At 42.4% G+C, this 19596-nt stretch carries 14 protein-coding genes and 2 pseudogenes; 7 read left to right on the top strand and 9 right to left on the bottom strand.

Features of this window, described 5'->3' with window-relative positions:
* Window positions 1–186: 186 nt before the first annotated feature.
* The 4 genes from ACOMHB_RS14900 to ACOMHB_RS14915 all read right to left on the bottom strand — a co-directional run bounded on the left by ACOMHB_RS14900 (window position 187) and on the right by ACOMHB_RS14915 (window position 9129).
* On the bottom strand, window positions 187–345 hold the full coding sequence (locus ACOMHB_RS14900; protein WP_448217206.1) for a death domain-containing protein: 159 nt from the start codon (window positions 343–345) through the stop codon (window positions 187–189).
* A gap of 234 nt (window positions 346–579) precedes the next feature.
* Window positions 580–3234, bottom strand: coding sequence for a hypothetical protein (locus ACOMHB_RS14905; RefSeq protein ID WP_448217207.1), 2655 nt, complete (start codon window positions 3232–3234; stop codon window positions 580–582).
* 480 nt (window positions 3235–3714) lie between these two features.
* A complete protein-coding gene (locus ACOMHB_RS14910; protein ID WP_448217208.1) occupies window positions 3715–5730 on the bottom strand; it encodes a hypothetical protein in 2016 nt (671 codons plus the stop codon).
* 432 nt (window positions 5731–6162) lie between these two features.
* Window positions 6163–9129 carry a hypothetical protein gene (locus ACOMHB_RS14915; RefSeq protein ID WP_448217209.1) on the bottom strand — a complete coding sequence of 989 codons (2967 nt, stop codon included), beginning with the start codon at window positions 9127–9129 and terminating at the stop codon, window positions 6163–6165.
* 811 nt (window positions 9130–9940) lie between these two features.
* On the opposite strand from ACOMHB_RS14915, the gene ACOMHB_RS14920 reads away from it, so the two are divergent.
* Window positions 9941–10159: a hypothetical protein gene (locus tag ACOMHB_RS14920; RefSeq protein ID WP_448217210.1), complete on the top strand. Its 219-nt coding sequence runs from the start codon at window positions 9941–9943 to the stop codon at window positions 10157–10159.
* 590 nt (window positions 10160–10749) lie between these two features.
* A complete protein-coding gene (locus ACOMHB_RS14925; protein WP_448217211.1) occupies window positions 10750–11049 on the top strand; it encodes a hypothetical protein in 300 nt (99 codons plus the stop codon).
* On the opposite strand, the gene ACOMHB_RS25745 is transcribed toward ACOMHB_RS14925, so the two are convergent.
* Together ACOMHB_RS25745 and ACOMHB_RS14930 are read right to left on the bottom strand one after the other, a co-directional pair.
* Window positions 11007–11162: a transposase gene (locus ACOMHB_RS25745; RefSeq protein ID WP_487247187.1), complete on the bottom strand. Its 156-nt coding sequence runs from the start codon at window positions 11160–11162 to the stop codon at window positions 11007–11009. The genes ACOMHB_RS14925 and ACOMHB_RS25745 overlap by 43 nt on opposite strands.
* A 283-nt stretch (window positions 11163–11445) precedes the next feature.
* Window positions 11446–12828, bottom strand: a complete 1383-nt coding sequence (locus ACOMHB_RS14930) for a Fic family protein (RefSeq protein ID WP_448217212.1) — start codon at window positions 12826–12828, stop codon at window positions 11446–11448.
* A gap of 498 nt (window positions 12829–13326) precedes the next feature.
* On the opposite strand from ACOMHB_RS14930, the gene istA reads away from it, so the two are divergent.
* Window positions 13327–14880, top strand: coding sequence for an IS21 family transposase (gene istA, locus ACOMHB_RS14935; RefSeq protein WP_448215045.1), 1554 nt, complete (start codon window positions 13327–13329; stop codon window positions 14878–14880).
* A 10-nt stretch (window positions 14881–14890) separates the two neighbouring features.
* A complete protein-coding gene (istB, locus tag ACOMHB_RS14940) occupies window positions 14891–15649 on the top strand; it encodes an IS21-like element helper ATPase IstB (protein WP_448218584.1) in 759 nt (252 codons plus the stop codon).
* 271 nt (window positions 15650–15920) lie between these two features.
* Here istB and tnpA read toward each other — a convergent pair whose 3' ends face one another.
* From tnpA to ACOMHB_RS14955, 3 genes are all read right to left on the bottom strand, one after another.
* Window positions 15921–16205 carry an IS66 family insertion sequence element accessory protein TnpA gene (gene tnpA / locus ACOMHB_RS14945; RefSeq protein WP_448217213.1) on the bottom strand — a complete coding sequence of 95 codons (285 nt, stop codon included), beginning with the start codon at window positions 16203–16205 and terminating at the stop codon, window positions 15921–15923.
* 335 nt (window positions 16206–16540) lie between these two features.
* On the bottom strand, window positions 16541–16867 hold the full coding sequence (locus ACOMHB_RS14950; RefSeq protein ID WP_422138095.1) for a hypothetical protein: 327 nt from the start codon (window positions 16865–16867) through the stop codon (window positions 16541–16543).
* Window positions 16868–17382: 515 nt separating this feature from the next.
* A complete protein-coding gene (locus ACOMHB_RS14955) occupies window positions 17383–18105 on the bottom strand; it encodes a hypothetical protein (RefSeq protein WP_448217214.1) in 723 nt (240 codons plus the stop codon).
* Window positions 18106–18417: 312 nt separating this feature from the next.
* On the opposite strand from ACOMHB_RS14955, the pseudogene ACOMHB_RS14960 reads away from it, so the two are divergent.
* The 3 genes and pseudogenes from ACOMHB_RS14960 to ACOMHB_RS14970 form a co-directional block, all read left to right on the top strand.
* A pseudogene (locus tag ACOMHB_RS14960) lies at window positions 18418–18666 on the top strand (hypothetical protein); the annotation flags it as partial.
* A complete protein-coding gene (locus ACOMHB_RS14965; protein ID WP_448218643.1) occupies window positions 18639–18761 on the top strand; it encodes a tyrosine-type recombinase/integrase in 123 nt (40 codons plus the stop codon). The pseudogene ACOMHB_RS14960 and the gene ACOMHB_RS14965, both read left to right, overlap by 28 nt.
* A 178-nt stretch (window positions 18762–18939) precedes the next feature.
* Window positions 18940–19535 (top strand): annotated as a pseudogene (locus tag ACOMHB_RS14970) (IS91 family transposase); the annotation flags it as partial.
* Window positions 19536–19596 lie beyond the last annotated feature (61 nt).

The raw sequence follows: 19596 nt of genomic DNA on the forward strand, positions 1-19596 counted from the left end.
GCAGGAGAAGATTATTATATCCGGTCAATTAGTCAAATACAGGGATAGCCATTTTAGTTCTCTTGGGGAGCCGGATAAAAAGTTAACAATTTCACAAATGATAACGATCTACTACCTCGGTTATAAGATCAAATCGTCCGATTAGTGTAAAAACATCCAGCAAGTCATTGAAGGTAATCCGAAATTTCATGCTTTTCCATTTTTCCATTTTTCCATCATTGCCCTTGCCTTATCATCAAACCCAACGTTAGCTTTATCAATTTCTATTATATGTTTTTCATTAAGAACACCGGTATTTCTGGCAAATTTTTGCCAATCAATACCTATTTTAAAACCAATATTCAAGAGTTCCTCTTGCGCTACGGTAGAGTCCAAAGTTACAGACTGTGGTGTGCTTTTTTTGACAAATGAGGAACAATCGATATCGAGTCTGGAACACACATCCAGGATTTCCGCTGTATCAGAATTCAAGGTTAGAGGCTGTAGCGCGCTTATTTCTGATTCATGATCCTGTGGATATGCGTCTGCATGTGCAGCGGCTTGCGTTAAGGGAACAGGTTCGGGATCCGATGATTGATCTTACAGCTCATCCGATAGCTTCTCAGGAACCATACCAAAGATCATAAACATACTACGTATAAATTTGTCTTTTTTTTCTGATCCAGCCTGTTCCAGAACCTTAACAAGCGCTTCATGGGCTTTAATGCTAAAAGCGCTTAAAAGCTCAAGTTGCTCACTGGGTAAATCTTTCGTAAAACTGGCATATTCAGGGAACATATCATTTAAACGTTGTCCGTGCATTGATCCTATAAGAACAAAGGCGGTAATCATAGCTTCAACAGCACCAAAATCCAAATATTCATTGGCAGTAACTCCTAATGCCAGCATATGAAGTGATTGACTAATGATTCCACTTATAAAATCTTTGTTATATGGAGTAATAAAAGAATATTCACCACTACTCCCACAGCCCCACATAAGAATTCCTGGTGTGTCCTCATATTCCATTTCCAGATCCGGAAGACCAAAACCATACTTAGCATAAACATCTCTGGCAAATTTATTTAACATTGATATTGTTGTAAACCTCGATGGAAATCTTTCACTCTGTAGAGGTCGACTCGTTTTTTCAAATATCTGATAAATATTATTAATTAACTCTGCTTTTTCCTGGCGACCTAATCCTGGATAAAAAACTTTACCTGGGTCATCAGAAGCGAAAAAATCATTTCTCGTTAAGTAGTTCAGCAATTCGTTTCTGAATTTTTTCAAACCGATTTCGTTCTCAAAGTCATCCCTGTAAACAGCAAGTGCTTTAACAATTTTTGCCACTTCAACATAATCTTCAATTCCCTGAGATTTTGCCAATTCCCCCACATCTGAAATAAGGTGATAAAGAGATAGACTGCCATTTAAAAACTTAACCCATTTCGAATGAAATTTACGTAGCGTATTTTTATCTGACATAAAACTTTGAGTTAAAAGTCTATAAAGCTCTGGGAACTTATAGTAATCATTAATGCGAAAACAATCTTCTCTCTGACTCTCATTTGATTCCAACATTTTGAACCATTCAAATACCTGGATTGCTGAAGTATCAGCATCTTTTGTTCCTGATACAGGTATTTCCCTATTTTGACTTATTGCAGGAAGCAGTTCTTCAGTCGATTCCAACTCAACGATACTGGCTCCTGACTCAGGCTTTCCCTCATATTGTCTTATTGCAGGAAGCAGTTCTTCAGTCGGATCCTGCTCAAGTACACTGGATTCACGATCCAGACATTCTTTGCATTTATCGAAAGCCAGTGCCGGTTTATTACAATTTTGGCATAACCCACTGTCTGGTGATCCATCTGACCCATCGTCTCCTCCACTCCCACTTCCACCTCTGCTGCCTTGATCTTGACGACCATCGCCACTTTGAAACTGCGTATTGGTAGGCGGAGTCCTATTAACGTCACCCTTTTGATTTTCAGCCTGACTGGTTCCGGTTCCTCCAGAATGGCCTATCCCTGTAGGAACAGTACCCGGAAAAACGGTCACGCTGCGTAATTGTTTGGGACTTAAAATGAACTCTTGCTGTGCATAACGACGATAGTCTTCTGCCTGCAAAGGCTGTGCTGGGTGACTGCTCAGGTAATGATAAAATGCAGCTTCAGGATTATCAGGATTTCTGGACAACGCCAGAAAAAGCCCTGAACTCCTTTCAAGATTTGCACCCCTTATCTTATTCCAAAGTTCCTGCGAAATAATGATCGCCTGCCCATTCCAACCCTGCTTGATTTTGAGCACAATCCGGTTATCCCAAATCTGTTTTTTTGCGGTCTGGCCGACTGCGCCAGGAACAGGCATCAGGATCATTCTACTGAATGGCTCACTCGTTACTTCGAAAGAGTAAAGAGGAGCCATCCCATTTCCTGGCTTTTTCTTGAATAAATCGTCTAAATTATCGCCACCACCAAAACTGCCACCGCCAGAGCTTATGTATGGCTCGCTGTTATCAGCAGTATCAGAGGCTCCGGGTATCGCAAAAGGCCCACTGAAACGGCTGCTGCCTTCAGGAATATCAGGCCCATGTTTTACAGCCTGTTTATTAAGGTAAAAAATATCGACAAATGATGCTTTTTTGCTATCGAATGTGCTGCTGCCCGATGACGACTTAAAAGCAGCGCTTTCTGAAAAAATACCGCTACATTCCGGTTCTATAACCCACCCATTATCATTGTCTTCAATGGCCAGAACCAAAGACTGATTACCTGCCGGTAAACGCCATCTGGCCGAGTACTCATGCTGCCGGAAACCACTGTCTGGTGCCGATTCGACCCGTCTCATTCTTCCATTTTGTATATCCGTCATACCCTGATGAGATACAGTCTTCTTAATTACAGGAGGGGAGGGAAAATTTCCAGTCGAAGATGCGGGGGGCGTCCTGAAACAAAAATTAAACAGGTCGCCCGGTTGGCTATCGAGGATAATATAAAGCTGATTGTTCTCCAGTTCAGAAACTGTTTGACCGCTCTCTTCAAGCATCTTGCGATGATAAGTAAGAAGAAGGGGCGGATTGCTCCCGATAAACGACAGTTTGTTAATTATCCCTGATACCTCGCCCCGCTTCACAATGTCTTTGGAAGAACTCCCCCAATCTGGCCAGCGCACCAGGTTACTATAAGCAAAACTGTGACCAGCAAACGGTAAAATGACAGACAGGATGAATAAAAGAAACAGGCGTGTCATAGCGAGAAGCCTTGCCGTTCTCATAATTGGGTTTGCCTACAAATTTTATTAAGCAGGGATAACAATAGACCTTAAATTTGAAGTTGTTTTATTTTTTCTCACCTGTTCTGATATCTCTCGAAAAAACCTTTAAAATTCGCAGCCAAGTTACTATAAACGTCGCATCACTCTTCTGTCACTATGTTGACAACTCTGTCGGCCCCGGAAAAAGACGTGAATGTGGAGCACATGTTGCCAATGAAGATCAAACCAGAATTTTTAATAAACCCCACCCAAGCCTTGCGGGGTAGGTGTTGTTGGTTGAGCGCTCAGGCAGTAGCTGAATCAGTTAAAATAGGCTGCTACGAGTTCGAGTAATGGGATTTCCTGATAAAGCGGTAAAAATCGGAAGCAGGAAAAGATTATTATATCAAGTCGATTAGTCAAATATAGGGATACCCATTTTACTTCTCTCGGGAACCAGATATAAAGTCTATAGTGTCAAAGATGATAACGATCTATTAGTTCGGTTATAAGATCATATCGTTCGATTTCTGCAAGAACATCCAGTAAGTCATTGAAGGTAATCCAGCCTTTCATTCGTTTCCATTTTTCCATCATTGCCTTTACTTTATCATCAAATCTATCGTTATCAACATTAATACTTCTTAGTTGATCGTCACTGAGAACACCCGTATTTTTTGCAAATTTTTGCCAATCGATGTCAAGTTTAGAACCAATATTCAGGAGTTCCTGTTCTGCTACAGTAGAGCACAAATTTACAGACTGCGGTGTGCTTCTTTCTGATTGTTGATACTGAGCATGCACAGCTGCGTCGGCAGTGGCTTGCGTTAACGTAACAGGTTCAGGAGCACACATTTCATAAGATAGATCCTTAGGAAGGATACCGAAGATCAAAAACATACTACGAATAAATTCGTCTTTTTCTTTCGGCTTAGCAAGGTTCAGTATCTCAACCAGTTTTTCCCTCGCTATAAGAGTAAAAGTACTTAACAGATCAATTTGCTCATGGGTTACATCTTTAGCAAAGTTGACATGTTCTGGGAATATAGCGTTTAACCGTTGCCCAAACATTGATCTTATAAGAGCCAAAGCAGTAAACATAGCTTTAACGTCTTCAACATCTAATGATTGATCGGCAGAAACATTTAATGCCAGAAGATGAAGTGGTTGATGATTGGTAATTTCAAGAAAAATATCAATGTTAAATGGAGTAATAAAAGAATATTCATTTTGGCTCGCAGAGCCCCACACAGGAATCTCTGATAACCCCTGATCATTAATATCCGGACCCGGAATACCAAAAGCATACTTGGCATAAACGTCTCTCGCCAATTTATTTAACATTGATATTGTTTCAAATTCCGACGGAAACATTTCATCTTCTAGCAACTGACCAGTTTTTTTAAAGATCTGATAAATAAACTTAACTAACACTACTTTCTTTTGATGATCTAATCCCGAATAAAAAACTTGATCTGAGTCATCAGAGGCAATAATATTGTTACTCGTCAGGCAGTTCAACAAGTCGTTTCCAAATTCTTTCAAACTAGTTTCGCTCTCAAATTCATCCCTATAAAAAGCAAGCACTTTAACTATCCTTGTTACCTCAACATAATCTTCAATCCCCTTTAATTTTGCCAATCTACCGACTTCTGAAATAAGCTCGTAAATTGACATACTGTAATTTAAGAACCTGGCCCAATGCGAATGAAACTTACTAAGCGTATTTTTATCTGACATAAAACTTTGAGTTAAAAGATTATAAAGTTGTGGAAATTTATAGCAATCATTTCTGTGAAAGCAATTTCCTCTCTGCCTATCCTTTAATTTTAAAGTTCTGAACCATTGAAATACATGGATTGCTGATGTGTCAGCATTTTTTGTTCCTGACACAGCTGTTTTTCTATCTTGTCTTATTGCAGAAGGCAGTTCTTTAGTCAGTTCCTGCTCAGCAACACTGGGTTCACGATCCAGACATTCTTTGCATTTGTTGAAAGCTAGTACCGGTTTTTTACAAACTTGGCATAACCCACTGTTTGGTGATCCACCTGAACCATCGTCTCCCCCACTCCCTCCACCATCACGGCTGCCCCGATTTTGACGACCATAGTCTTTTTTAAATTGGGTGTCGGCAGGTGGGGTTTCACTAAGGTTGGTCATTTGCCTTTGAGCCTGACTGCTTCCCCCGGAGTGGCTCGTCCCGCTGGGGACGAAGCCTGGGAAAAAAGACACACTAAGTAATTGTTTAGGACTTAAAATGAATTCTTGTTTTGCATAACGAGGATAGTCTTCTGCTTGTAAAGGTTGTGCCGGGTTACTGCTCAGGTACTGTTCAAATGCAGCTTCCGGATTATCGTGATTTCTGGACAATGCCAGAAAAAGTCCTGAACTCCATTTGATATGGGTGGCACTGTGACCGGCAAGCGGTAAAATGACAGACAGGGTGAGTAACAGAAACAGCCGGATCACAGCAAAAAGCCTTGCTGTTTTCATAATTGAATTTGCCTACAATCTTATTGATAAGAGATTACAATAGACCTTATATTTGAAGTTTTTTTATTTATTCTCACCTATTCTGATATTTCTCAGAAGAACAATTGAATTGCACAGTCGGGCTACTATAAACGACCGCTTCACTCTGTCCCAAAACCGCCAAAATCAATGGGCATGAGCCTTATGCCTCGCTGTAGCATGGGTAGCTCCGTTCATTGCAGGCAGGGCCAACAATTCATGACCACGTCCATAGGACGTGGTTTTTCGCGGTGCACTAAATTTTATGAAACACCTCAGAAACAGATCACATGGTTAGATGAAAATACCAAAACTGCTGTCCCGACTGTTGATGCCCACTGTTGTTTTACCGCTGCCATAAAATGCTCCAAAATCACCGAATTGAGACGACTTTCGATAAAAAAGTTAATGATTTCAAAGAGCATAAAGTTCCATTATATCGTCTATAAGATCATCTCGTCCGATGCTTTCAAGAACAACCAGTAAATCTACAAAGGTAATTCGGACTTTCAATTGTTGCCATAGTTCTAGCATTGCCATTGCCTTATCTTCAACTCTCTCGTTATCAGCATCAATCTTTCTTACATCAGCATTACTAAGGAAAGAGCTTTTGGCAAAATTTTCCCAATCTTCGTCCAGCTTAAATCCAATATTCTGGAGTACCCCTTGTGGTAAAGCAAAGTCCAAACTTACAGACTGCGGTATTCTTATTTTTGATGACAGATGCTGAGGATGTGCTACTGCGTGAGAAGCAACTTGCGATAATGGATAAAGTTCAGAATCCGATTCTTTAGACAATTCATCAGATAGTTCTTTTGGAACCATACCAAAGATCAAAAGCATACTACGTATGAATTCATCTTTTTTTTCTTCCCCACTAAGTTTTAGCACTTCAAAAAGCTGCTCTCTGGCTTTAGAAGTAAAAGTCCTTAAAAAATCAAGTTGCTTATAGGGAATACCTTTTATTAAAAGAGCATGCTCCGGAAAAACTTTTGTCAAACGTTCGGAAAACATTGATTTTACAATAGCCAAAGCCGTAAACATAGTGCTAACTTCTTCAGCATTTGATGATCCATCAGCAGAAACAAACAATGCCATATTTTGAAGTGATTGATGACTGTTAACCTCAAGAAAATTATCCCTGTTGTTTGGAGTTAGAAAAGAATATTGATTGTGATTTGCATAACCCCACATAATAACGTCGAATAAACCGTCATCATCAACATCCGGAAGACCAAAAAAAAACTCAGCATAAATCTCTCTGGCAAAGCTATTTAACATTACCATTACTTCATATCCCAATGGTACAGTTTCTTCTTTTACCAAGGGAACAGTCAATTTAAAAAACTGATAAATAAAATCAATCAATTCTGCTTTCTTATGGCAATGCAATCTTGAATAAGAAATTTGATCCGATTCATCAGATACCAAAAGATTATTTCTCGCTAGATAGTTTATCAATTTGCTTCTGAATAGTGTTAAAGAAATTTCGTTCTCATATACCTCCCTTTTTAATGCGAGCGCTTGTATAATTCTCATCACCTCAACATAATCATCGACTCCCTGGGATTTAGCCAATTCACCGACTTCTGAAATAAGCGAGTAAAGTGCCAGATTTCCTTTTGTAAATTCAACCCATTTTGAATGAAATTTACTTAGATTATTCTTGTCTAAATAAAAGCGATGAGATAAAAGCTTATAAAGCTCTGGTAGATTATAGTAGTCATTATGGTGAAAATAATGTATTGCCTCCTTTTCATTTGATCTCAAAGTTTGAAACCACTGAAATACATCAATTGCTAAAGCATTAAAATCTTTTGCTTCAGACAGTGGTATTTCGCTATTTTGATCTGTTGAAGAGGAGAGCTCTTTATTAGCTACCTGCTCAAATAAATTAGATTCACGATTCAGGCATTCACGGCATTTATTGAAGGCAACAACAGGCTTATTGCAATTTTTGCATAGTCCACTGCTTGGTGATCTACCGGATCCATCATCTCCCCCACTCCCTCTTCTACCTTGGCTTCCTTGATGGTGCCGATCATCGTCTCTTTGAGATTGGCTATAGCCGGGAGGTTTCGCGCCAAGGTCTGCCATTTCCTTTTCAACCTGACCGGTTCCTCCAGAGCAACCGATCCCAGTGGGGCAATGGCCCGGAAAAACAGACACACTAAGTAATTGTTTGGGACTTAAAATAAAATCTTGCTGCGTATAGCGACGATAGTCTTCTGCCTGTAAGGGTTGTGCCGGGTTACTGCTCAGGTAGTGATCGAATGCAACTTCCGGATTATCGGGATTTCTGGACAATGCCAGAAAAAGTCCCGTACTCCTTTCAAGATTTGCACCCTTTATTTTACGCCAGAGTTCCTGCGAAATAATAATCGCCTGCTCATTCCAACCCTGTTTGATTTTGAGAAGAATCCGGGTATCCCAAATCTGTTTTTTTAAGGTTTCGCCATCAGCGTCAGGGACAGGTACAAGGATTATTCTGCTGACCAGGTCACTCATCCATTCAAAAGAGTAAAGAGGCGTTAACCCATTTCCCGGCCTTTTCTTGAATAAATCGTCTAAATCATCACCACCAAAACCGCCACCACCAGACCTTGTGAATGATTCGCTGTTATCGATAGTATCAGGTGATGCAGATATTGCTAAAGGCCCACTGGTACGGCTATTGTCGTCAGAACTGACAGGCTCATTTCTTACAGCCTGTTTATTACGGTAAAAAATATCAACAAATGATGCTTTTTTGCCATCGAAAGTATTGCTTCTCAAAGGCGACGGAGAACGGGTGAGTTCTGAAAGAATACCACTACATTCCGGTTCTATAAGCCATTCATTACCATTATTTTCAACGGCCAGAACCAGCGAGTGATTACCTGCGGGCAAACGCCATCGGGCCGTGTACTCATACTGCCAGCGACCAGTACCTGGTGTCGATCCCAACAGTCTCAATCTCACGTCTTGTATATCGGGCAAACCCTTATCCGTTAAAGACTTTGTAATTACCGGAGGAGAAAGAAAATTCTCCGACGAGAATACTGGAGGTGTCCTGAAACAAAAAACAAACCGGTCATTTGGTACGCCATTCAAAATGATATAAAGCTGATTATTATCCAGTTCAGAAATTGTTTTATCGATCTCGACATTTGACTTGCTATCATAAGTGAGATGAAGAGGCGGACTGTGCCCTATAAACGACAGTTTGCTAATCCCCTCCAATGTCTCACTCCTTTTTTCAATGGCTTTGGAGGAACTCATCCAAGCTGTCCAACTCAACAGGTTGGAAAAAGCAGCACTGTGACCAACAAGAGGAAAAGTCACAGCCAGAATGAATAACATAAACAAGCGAATCATAGTCAGAAGTTTTACTGTTTTCATAATTGGATTTGCCTAAAGATCTTATCAACGAGGCATAACAATAGACCTTAAATTTGAAAATGCTTTATTTATTCCCATCTATTCAGTGCCTGTCTGAAAAACTTGATGTAGCAAGGATTTTCCGGACATTTTTTTACTCTGCCTTGCATGTTTTTATTCACCTCGGGCGGGTGATGTAGTGTCACATCGATCAGGCCATGTCCAGAAGTCAACAGTAGGCAGCAGGCATGTATCGTGCCTTGTTATTCTGAAGAATATCGCCAACACCTTAACGGCTTATCAGGTGGTATGCAGAGACAGCAAGGACACATGTAGACTGTTTGCGGTGATCCGTACCACACAAGTTTGCTGGCGGAGTTCCCTGGCACTCCAGGATGGGGAAAGCCCATTACATGGCGAATGTGAACAAATTCCCCCACAAGGCAGCGGCAAGAGTGAAAGCTATCATGCAGAAATGGTGAAATTTCTTTCTCCATTAACCATATGGCCATTCACTACTGAGCAAAGAAAAGAGTTAAAATTAAAACCATGTGCCAAAGGCTTAGAGTTTGTCTAAATTTGAACAAAATCAAACTAAAGCCACAAAGGATTTTGGCGAAAAATGTGCTTGCCAGAAAAGTTAGTCCCTGAACTAAAAGCTAACGATTTAAGAAACCGGCATACTGATTTTGATTTTTATTAGTGGCTGGTTGCATTCATCCCTAAAGGTGCCATTGCTCTTTAAACTCTTTATGCTATTGTTGCATTATAAAAAATAAATTCGTAAATCCTTTAGCTACATAAAACTTAATAAGTAAAAAAAGGAGCAACTGTGGAGCAGGCGATTCTAGTATTTCTTGAGCTAGTTTGGTTCAACAACGTTTACTTAGCTCGTTTAATTCAAGATTGCATTGAGCTTTACCCAGTCGTTCAGCTTTATGTGTCACAGGTTCTGACCAACCCTTTTTTTGAAAATTACGAACAAATAGAGGCTATTTCAGATTATATCCATCTTTATTGCTCAGAGTATGGGTATCCGGGTGAAACCTGAGAAACCGTTAGAAAAATAAGATAAGCACAACTGCTATCTCTACATCCCTCTTATTAAATATGCGAACTCATCTTTCCTGATTTAAAATCAATGCCGACCTATAAAGGTCATTAATTTATGGAGCATACAGACTGCACTTTTGAATGGCTCAACCGAAATAAATAATCGGATAAAGAATGATCCTGAACTTAACTGTTAAGTCGAGCTCAAAAACACGACAGAAAGCGGGTCATCTCAAATCAGTGGGTGAAGGTCATTCAAAACGGAGTTAACACCCCTCAGGCAACACCAATAATGACACTACTCTAAAGTGTAATAGAGCACCAGACCAAGTACTTATAAAAACTGGGAACCAACGCTGACAGACACAAGATTACACTAAAGAATCATTGGAGACTGGCTCAAAACCAGCAGGCATCTACCGCTAAAAGATACTCCGAACAGGTTTTGATCGAACTGATTGTCGGCACTTTTTTTGGTACATTACTTAACTACTGACAAAGCGGAAAAACTATCATACATCTGCCTGCTAACAGCTATTATGCCTATACTGTCCGAACAAAACGTACTATTTAAAGCTGAATATTGAAATGATTACTATACGTATAGTTCTATTACTTCTAGCAGTTACGTATAAAATTTTTGCACAACCTGGTGACTGTCTTGTAGTCACAAATGAAGATTTGTTATTAACAGAACACATCGAGTCTCTCCATAGGAACAGAGTACCTTCAGAATTACGTCCTCAACCAGAGCAAGAAGCAATTACAATTATTGGTAATTCTATCAGGAAGACAGATTCGGCTCTCTCCGAGGAAGATATTAATGATCGTTCTAAACGCTGGCTTCAGGAAACATTGGATGAAATGGAGCGAGAGGATCGGGAATAGGCGAACAACACCACCTTTAAAAGCATGGTTGGATCGTAGGCTAAACGACCGGTTTCATCATTGTTGTAATGCCCATGAAAGATCGAAGTATAGATTTCCCAGTAACCGCCCATCAAAAATGAACAAAAGATTGCAGATGGAGCGGTTAATGATCACGTGCCCACTGGCCGCGAATACGTCACATCTCGTATTGGGTTGCTGTTCGTCGTCCCGCGATTTTGCGTTGAGCTTTGTTCAGGTCGGGTCGCGCAGGTCGGGTCGCGCAGACCCTGCCTCGCGACAACGCCCTTGCCCTTTCGCTAACCTTTGGCAGCGAATACCTGGTAAGAGGACTTTCACCTCTGAAGTTAAGTGCCATGCTCGGCACACACACTAAAATCTGGTATGCCGTAGGTGTCACCTGGTTTTTTTTGTTAGCTGCGTTCTCCATTTTTTCTGAATAGAATTTTTATCCATCATGTAGAAAAGCCACTCTCTACCGTGTTTCTTTTTTTCAAAAATATTTAGATCAACTAGTCCGTTTAGTACAGTTGAAGCAGTATTATACGAGCAACCAAGATTGTCTCTTACACTAGATGCTGTGAAGACACTTGCTGTACCACTCTTTGCTACCTGAAACACAACCCTCTGTTTTTCTGATAGCTTTTTATAAAGTCCTGAAGACCAAATCCATTGATTGAAACTTTCAATATCATCTAATGCTTTTTTATATGCTTCTTTGAAATTATTTATTGCTTTATGAATAATTCCACACTGATATTCGATAAAATATGTTAAGTCCATATCATCCGTCTCAGTATATAAATATGACATTCCATATTTTACAGGAGCAGCTCTTAGTAAAACACTTATTGCAATATATCTGAATGCTGCATAATCATTTTTGAACATGAACCAATAAAATAATGATCGGGCAACTCTTCCGTTTCCATCTCGAAATGGATGCTCAAAACCAATCGAAAAGTGCAATGAAATTGCCTTGACTAGTGGATGGAGGTAGTCTGAGCTATCCTCATCATCATGACATTGATTTATCCAGTCGCATAAAAGTTTAAACCGTTTCTTTATCCCTTTATGAGAAGGCGGTGTATGGACGGTTTCACCATCACTATCTACAACGACAACATCATCAGTTTGTCTAAATACACCTGGCGTATATTTATCATCATCAATGTCACTGACACCAATCCTCTGCATGTCACATATCAAATCAATAGTCAGAGGCTCATCTCTATTGTCCCATGCAAATCTCATCATTTTATAGTTTCCAAGAATCATTTTTTCATCTGATGTTCTTGGTTTTCTCTTTCTCTTGAGCATGTCTTTTGCTACAAGAGTCGTTGTAGCTGCCCCTTCCAACTGGCTACTACTAATTGCTTCATCTTCAATGAGATCATTTAGAAGATATTCAAAATGTTGCTCTTCCCCAATTTTGCTACTCATCCACTCTAGTGCAGCTGTAGTTGCGTTCCGATCAGTGTGTGAGATCGTTTTTTGAATCGATGGCGTAAGTATTAGGCTACATAGTCCGGTTGGTTCACCTACAGGCAGCAAGTTTACATACTGGCTGTTTCTAGACAGTTTTGTTAAGGACCATGCAATAGCTACATCTAAGCCTTTCTTTACTCGATATCGGAATTCATCAAAGGGTAAATAGCGACCTTTTCCATCTAAGGGCTTGTAATAACTAAGATAATCTCCAAATTTCTCTGGACTATATTGGGAGATTTCCTCAAATACATTTGGATTTAGGCCTTCAGGTGGTGGTGCCTTGAACATAATATATCTCAAAAAAGTGTGATATTGAGATATTCTAACTCAATATTTCTTGTTTGTCTCAATTATGTCGTTTTTTGAGATGTGGAGAGAACAGCTAACGAGCCTTTAGAAAAACCCAAAAACAAAGCCGTAAACCTGCGGTTACTGTTATTAGCGAGTACTGATCTTCAGATTCGCGGTTAATTTGTATTTTTCCATTCTGGCTTATTAGCAGCCTGAGAACCGTTCAGAACACTGCAGGCGCCTCTGGTGCATATTCTGGCATCGCTTGAACACTGATTCTGCTAACTCTTGAACACCTATTCTGGCAGCACTTGAACACCCATTCTGTCAACTCTTGAACACTTTTTGGAGATTTCCAGAATTGCTGTTCAACTGCCCAGAATCCGTGTTCAAGCCTCCAGAATCTGAAACCTCTTCTTTCGGTAGATTATCTCTTACGCATTGATTTCCTTGAACTTTAGCCGCTGACCTTTCTAAACAGAAAGGACAGCAGTCATGCCAAATAACAGGATTTCCATGCGAAAACTTCAAGAAATACTTCGGATGCGCTTTGAGTGCCGCCTCAGCATCCGGCAAATAGCTCGCAGCACGCGGGTCAGTGTTGGCACTGTGTCCAACTACGTTCAGGCCTTTGAGCGGTCCCCACTCAGCTGGCCTCTGTCCTCCGATTGCTCTGAGGCTACCCTGGTGCAAACATTGTTCCCTGAGCCCCCACTGTCGAGCCGCCAGGGGCTGGTCGACCCGGACTGGGGCGTTATTCACCAGTCACTCAAGCGCAAGGAGGTGACCAAGCAAACACTCTGGGAGGAGTACTGCCAGGAGAGCACTCTCAATGCCTACAGCTACTCGCAGTTCTGTCACCGCTACAATCAGTGGCTGGGCTGCCAGAAACGTTCCATGCGACAGCATCACAAGGCGGGTGAAAAATTGTTTGTAGACTACGCCGGTCTTACGGTCCCTGTCGTTAATCCAAAGACCGGTGAGATCGCCCATAACGCCCAGATTTTCGTAGCGGTGATGGGAGCCTCTAACTACACCTACGCAGAAGCCACCCTATCCCAGAAGTCCGAAGACTGGCTGGGGTCTCATGTTCGGGCCTTTGAGTTCTTTGGAGGTATTCCAGCTGTCGTGGTACCAGACAACCTCAGGAGCGGTGTCAGTAAGACTTGCCGTTATGAACCGGACCTGAACCCGGCTTACCAACACCTGGCCAACCACTACCAGGTGGCGGTCATTCCAGCTCGGCCCTACAAGCCCAAGGACAAGGCGAAAGCCGAAGTGGGTGTGCAGTTGGTTGAACGCTGGATACTGGCCAGACTTCGTCATGAGACCTTCTTTACCCTGGCAGAACTGAACAGTCGTATACGGGAGCTGTTGACTGAACTCAACCTTAAGCCCTTTCAAAAACTGCCAGGTACACGACGAAGTACCTTTGAGCAACTGGACGAACCCGCTTTGCGACCTTTGCCCAAACAGGCCTTTGAGTACGCTGAGTTCAGCAAAGCCAGGGTGAACATTGACTATCACATTCACTGTAAAGGCCATTACTACTCAGTGCCTCATCAGCTGGTCAAGAAAGAGGTGGAAGTTCAGGCAACAGAACATACGGTCACTGTCTTCTGCAAAGGTGAAGTTGTGGCCTGTCACCCCCGTAAGTTCACAACCGGTTTTACCACTCAATCAGCCCATATGCCTGAACGACATAGCAAGCACCAGGAGTGGACACCGGAACGACTGCTGGAGTGGGCAAAACAGCTGGGCCCCGATGTTCACTGGATAACTCAGTATCTGTTGAACAGTCGTGAGCATCCGGAGCAGGCTTATCGGTCTTGCCTGGGGTTATTGAACCTCAAACGGGATTACGGAGCTGACCGGTTAAACAATGCTTGCGCCCATGCCCGGAAAATCAAAGGTTACCGACTCAAGAATATCCGGGCGATCCTGCAATCAGGTAAAGACAAACAGGCTCTTCAACCTGAGGTGAAACAAACGACACTACCTCTTCATGACAGCCACGAAAATGTTCGTGGTGCAGCCAGCTATCAGTAACCGGAGACGTATCATGATGAATCAAACTCTGAACCGTCTGCGGTCACTGCGCCTGACAGGCATGGCCGATGCCCTGGCTCAGCAACTGGAGCAGCCCGGCACCTACGACAGCCTGAGCTTTGTGGAGCGGCTGGCCCTCCTGACAGAACAGGAAGAGACCGAGCGCAATAACAAACGTCTTGCCCGGTTACTGAGGGCGGCCAGGTTTAAGCTGGCTGCACGGGTAGACGACATTGACTACGAACATCCCCGGGGGTTGAAGAAAGTCCAAATAGCCACACTGTCCAGCGAGGACTGGTTAAACAGGCACAGGAACCTGCTGATTACCGGACCTTGTGGCAGTGGTAAAAGTTACCTGGCTTGTGCACTGGGACACCGGGCCTGCATACAGGGTTACAGTGTCCGCTATTACCGACTCTCGCGCTTACTGGAAGAGCTGAGCCTTGCCCATGGTGATGGCAGCTACAGCAGGCAACTCAAGCAACTGGCGAAGGTGGATTTGTTGATACTGGATGACTGGGGGCTGGAACCTCTGACCCAGCAGCAACGCAACGATTTACTGGAAGTGATGGATGACCGTCACGAACAAAGTTCAACGTTGGTTACCAGCCAGCTACCGACCCGGCAATGGCATGGCAGCATCGGTGATGAGACTCTGGCAGACGCCATTCTGGATCGCCTGATGCACAACGCCCACAGGATTACGCTGAAAGGGGAATCCATGCGCAAGAAGCTGGGAAAACTGGAAACACTTGAACACTTGGACTAAAAATCAGACTGGGTGATGCGTAGGAGATCCAGGGTGTTCAAATGAACCAGAATGGGTGTTCAAGCTGACCAGAATACGCATCTGGCGGGGCAAGCTGTTCACATAAATTCCGACCAAAGTCGTTTCAGCGTTTCTTTTTTGATCTTCTCCATTCGTTGTAGCAACTTTCCGCCGCCATAACCATGGATTTTCTTGAGATACAGGGGTTAAGTCGCTTCCGTCGCAGTGGGCTTGAGAACGCTAAATTGGTGTTTGGCTTGCATCTGCTGGCTTACTCTGGCAGCTCAAGTTCCAACTGCCAGTTTAAGCTGGCTGGAGGTTCAGTCAGCCCGTTTGGGACTTCAACCCATTCCGGGGCAGAAGCCTGAGCGATATCAAAGGAGTCAGTGTTGTCGTAATTCCTGAGTTTGCGTTTCCAGTTTGTGAATGTTGCCAGGCTTATGTTTTGAGTTTGGCAAAAAGCTTTCTGGCTCAAGCCACTGGCTATTTGCTGATCAATGATCTGTTGCCACTGCTCAGGGTTGAGACGGGTAAAGGGTTTTGTCAGTTGCTTCACGTTAGGTATCTCCTGCGTTGTTTGCAGGGGAAAGGCTGGCAGTCAGGTTGTGATTTTTGAAGACGTCCTCAAATGAGCGGTTACTTTTGAAAAATATTGGTTACTTGATAGAAAATGGGTCAGTCGGAAAAGAAACTCAGTAAAGCCTCATACTTCGCAAAGGAGAGAGCTTTACTGTATTTGAATTTTGGCTTTTACGACACCCTCGATTGGACGAGGGTTTACGGCGATTTTGCTAGATCTGCTCTTGAAATGTTTAATAAAAATTATGAATAATATCTATTCGCAAACTCATGGTTTTGTTGAAACTTTATGTTTAAGATATGGAGTAATAATCACCCTATAAAATAAGCAAACATTGATAACGAAGAATAGATTATGAACTTTCTCCAGTCTCTTCTACTTGGTCGTTCATTTTCTTCTTTTCTGAATATACAAGTTAATTTACGAATAAAGTAGATTGTTAAGAAAATAAACAGTAGAAACTGAGGAATAAAAATGGTCAATGCGTAAACCATCATTATTCCGCCCATGCTATCACCAGAACATGTCCATCCAGAATTTAAGCACCCGAGAAAATATATGATCAAGTATATCGAAATATTACCAATTCCTACCCAAAAAATTGAATCAGGTATAACTCCCTTTTCTTCGATTTTCATACCAGTCTCCTTGCTCGGTTTGAGCATCTAACGCCTAGCCTATAAGCGGCGGTGCATCTAGCGCCGCCGGATTCTCTTTTAAGGTGCGTTGTCAATGTTTTCTTTGAGCTGAACTCACTGAAACGCCGAGAAGATAAAGAGCATCCTTGCTGAAATCTTGATCATTAGGCCATTCTACTGAGCTAAAAGCTACTCTGACCTGTTTAAAATAAGAGACATCTTTGAGTATTGCATCGAGCTTCCTTTAGACCGGGTCGCGTAGACCGGGTCGCGTAGACCGGGTCGCGTAGACCGGGTCGCGTAGACCGGGTCGCGTAGACCGGGTCGCGTAGAGCCCGCCTCACGGCAACGCCCATGCCCTTTCGCCAACCTTCGGCTCTGCGAATACCTGGTCAGAGGACTTTCACCTCCCAAGTTAAGTGCCATGCTCGGCACACACGTCATTTTCAACTGCTCCGCCGCAGGCGCAGTCTGCTGGAAATTTTTTATGCGCATGATCGTACTTGAATGAATTATTACGTTTTTTGATTAAGTGCCTGAATAAAAAGACGTATAAGTATTTCAGGGCAGTCTTTGTTTTTTAGAAGGAGGACAATAAACTCATCAGATGTATTTAAATTGCTAATCAGGTAATTTAGTGCGCGAGGGCTAAGATTATTGAGTAAGTTGACCCAACTTGGCGCATACGTTATCACTCCACTTCCTTGGCAATCAAAACCAGTATAATCACAGCTAGCAATAAAGTGAAATACTGAGCCATCATGTAGTTCCCCAAACATGACCCATGGAGCTTCATCTCTTTCACCTTCTGAATATGAAATCACTTTTTTAATGTCAAACTCCCTGTCTGTAGAATACTCCAGCATTCCTGCTTGAGGTGTTCCACGCACTTCCCAATCCCCATCTTCACTTAAATAGGAAGAATACGCGTAATTCAGCCACCTATTTCGACTTATAGTTCTTATTACATGTAGACCCGAGCTTTGTATTAATTCAGACAAACCCAAAAGAGATGAGTCACAACCAACCGCAGTTCGAAATGAAGAAATGCCTTGAAAGCTTAAATATTTTAAAATATTTGGAACAATTAAAGAGTTTGAAAAAACATCAATGAAACCTTTTCCAGTCTGTGAGCAGGCACAGTCTGAGAAACAATAGAATAAACATACTGTCTTTAGTAACTTTTTCACTTTTAAGTCATCATTCAAGTGATTAATAAGAAAATAATCATAGACCAAAACCTACCCGTTTAACTGGCTTTAACTGATTGCTGGCAGCGCAAAACCGAAAAACTGACGGGCGCACAATATGTACGTCCCAGTTGAGCCTGTTGTTGAACCAAGCCGCTACACGGAAAAAAACTTACAATATTGTCTAATAATTCCTGATACCACATCAATTCTGATGTGTCTGAATAACAGGAATACCAAACATGAATTCAATCGAAAAAAACAGTTCGAAGAACTTTACCAAAAACACCTGACCGCACTCAAACTTCAAAGCAAAAGCAAGCCCACCATTGATCTCTACAGCCGCCCGTTAGACGTCTTGCCAGCTATTTTAACTGCTCCCTCGATGCACTCAACACGGATGACCTTAAAACCTATTTTGCGGATCTGATCGAAAGCCACTCATGGAGTATATTAAAAACAGATCGCAACGGTATCCAGTTCTACTATGGACATGTGATCAACAAACCGTGGAAATTCATTGATATCTTCAAGCCTCTCTCAGTCAGGCGACTGCCGGGAATCCAATATTCAAAAACTTTATTCTCGTTACTTACAGTTCGGGACTGAGGTTAGGAGAGGCATTGAGCCTCACTGTCAACGATATTGACTCAGACAGAATGAGTGTTCATTTAAGACAGTGCAAAGGCGGCAAAGATCGTTAGGTCCCATTGCCAAACCAAGCACTCGAGGCCCTGAGAACCCATTGGAAAACCCACAGAAATCCACGTTGGGTATTTCCACAAGACCGGGATAAAGCAGAAAAACACCTGGCACAAAAGCCGATGAATCGCTCGTTACCCCAAAGAGCCATGAGAAATGCACTGCCTACCAGTACCGTGATATCACCCTCATGTGCACTTTGTAGTTCCGGATGGTGGTATTAATACCCGCCGTCGTGAATGGCGAAAGCTCAAGGGTAAATACCTGTTCAACAGTAACAACCTGGCCAGAGTCTTCCGGGGACGATTGTTGAAAGCCTCGAAAGAAGCGGGTTTACTGACACCAACGCTGAAAAAATCGCTGCCCGAACTCTGGATGGTGAATTGTCAGCACGTCGGAAAAGGCGAACCTGCTTTGTAATACTTGTCCAGAGATCTCTACCGGGGCGTTCTCACTGACCGGCAGATTACAGGTCATGATGACGGGCAAGTGACTTTCATCTACCGGAACAGTAAAACCGGTGCAAAGGAGCAGCGAACCATAAAAGGAGAAGACTTTATCTGGCTGATTTTATAGCATGTTCTGCCCAAAGGGTTGCGACGAGTCCGTGACTACGGATTCCTGTAATGTCGGGCTAAAGGCAGACTTACCTGATTCAGCTGATCTTGAAAGTCATGCTGGAACCTCTGGAACCCGTCATCCGACCCAAACACGCCTGCAGAACCTGTGGCTGCGATATGAAAGCCGTAGCATTCCGGTTCACAGGTTTCACCTGACCGATAAAAAAGCTCTCAAACTCACCCAACGCGACAACGCCGGTGCCCTTTCGCTAGCCTT

Source organism: Endozoicomonas sp. 2B-B, from assembly GCF_053470045.1.

What these genes read in the sequence shown, in the direction of transcription:
- ACOMHB_RS14910 (WP_448217208.1), bottom strand. Translation starts at nt 5,730, where the DNA reads ATGAAAACAGCAAGGCTTTTTGCTGTGATCCGGCTGTTTCTGTTACTC.
- istA (WP_448215045.1), top strand. Translation starts at nt 13,327, where the DNA reads ATGCCAAATAACAGGATTTCCATGCGAAAACTTCAAGAAATACTTCGG.
- ACOMHB_RS14925 (WP_448217211.1), top strand. Translation starts at nt 10,750, where the DNA reads ATGATTACTATACGTATAGTTCTATTACTTCTAGCAGTTACGTATAAA.
- ACOMHB_RS14950 (WP_422138095.1), bottom strand. Translation starts at nt 16,867, where the DNA reads ATGAAAATCGAAGAAAAGGGAGTTATACCTGATTCAATTTTTTGGGTA.
- ACOMHB_RS14905 (WP_448217207.1), bottom strand. Translation starts at nt 3,234, where the DNA reads ATGACACGCCTGTTTCTTTTATTCATCCTGTCTGTCATTTTACCGTTT.
- ACOMHB_RS25745 (WP_487247187.1), bottom strand. Translation starts at nt 11,162, where the DNA reads ATGGGCGGTTACTGGGAAATCTATACTTCGATCTTTCATGGGCATTAC.
- ACOMHB_RS14915 (WP_448217209.1), bottom strand. Translation starts at nt 9,129, where the DNA reads ATGAAAACAGTAAAACTTCTGACTATGATTCGCTTGTTTATGTTATTC.
- ACOMHB_RS14930 (WP_448217212.1), bottom strand. Translation starts at nt 12,828, where the DNA reads ATGTTCAAGGCACCACCACCTGAAGGCCTAAATCCAAATGTATTTGAG.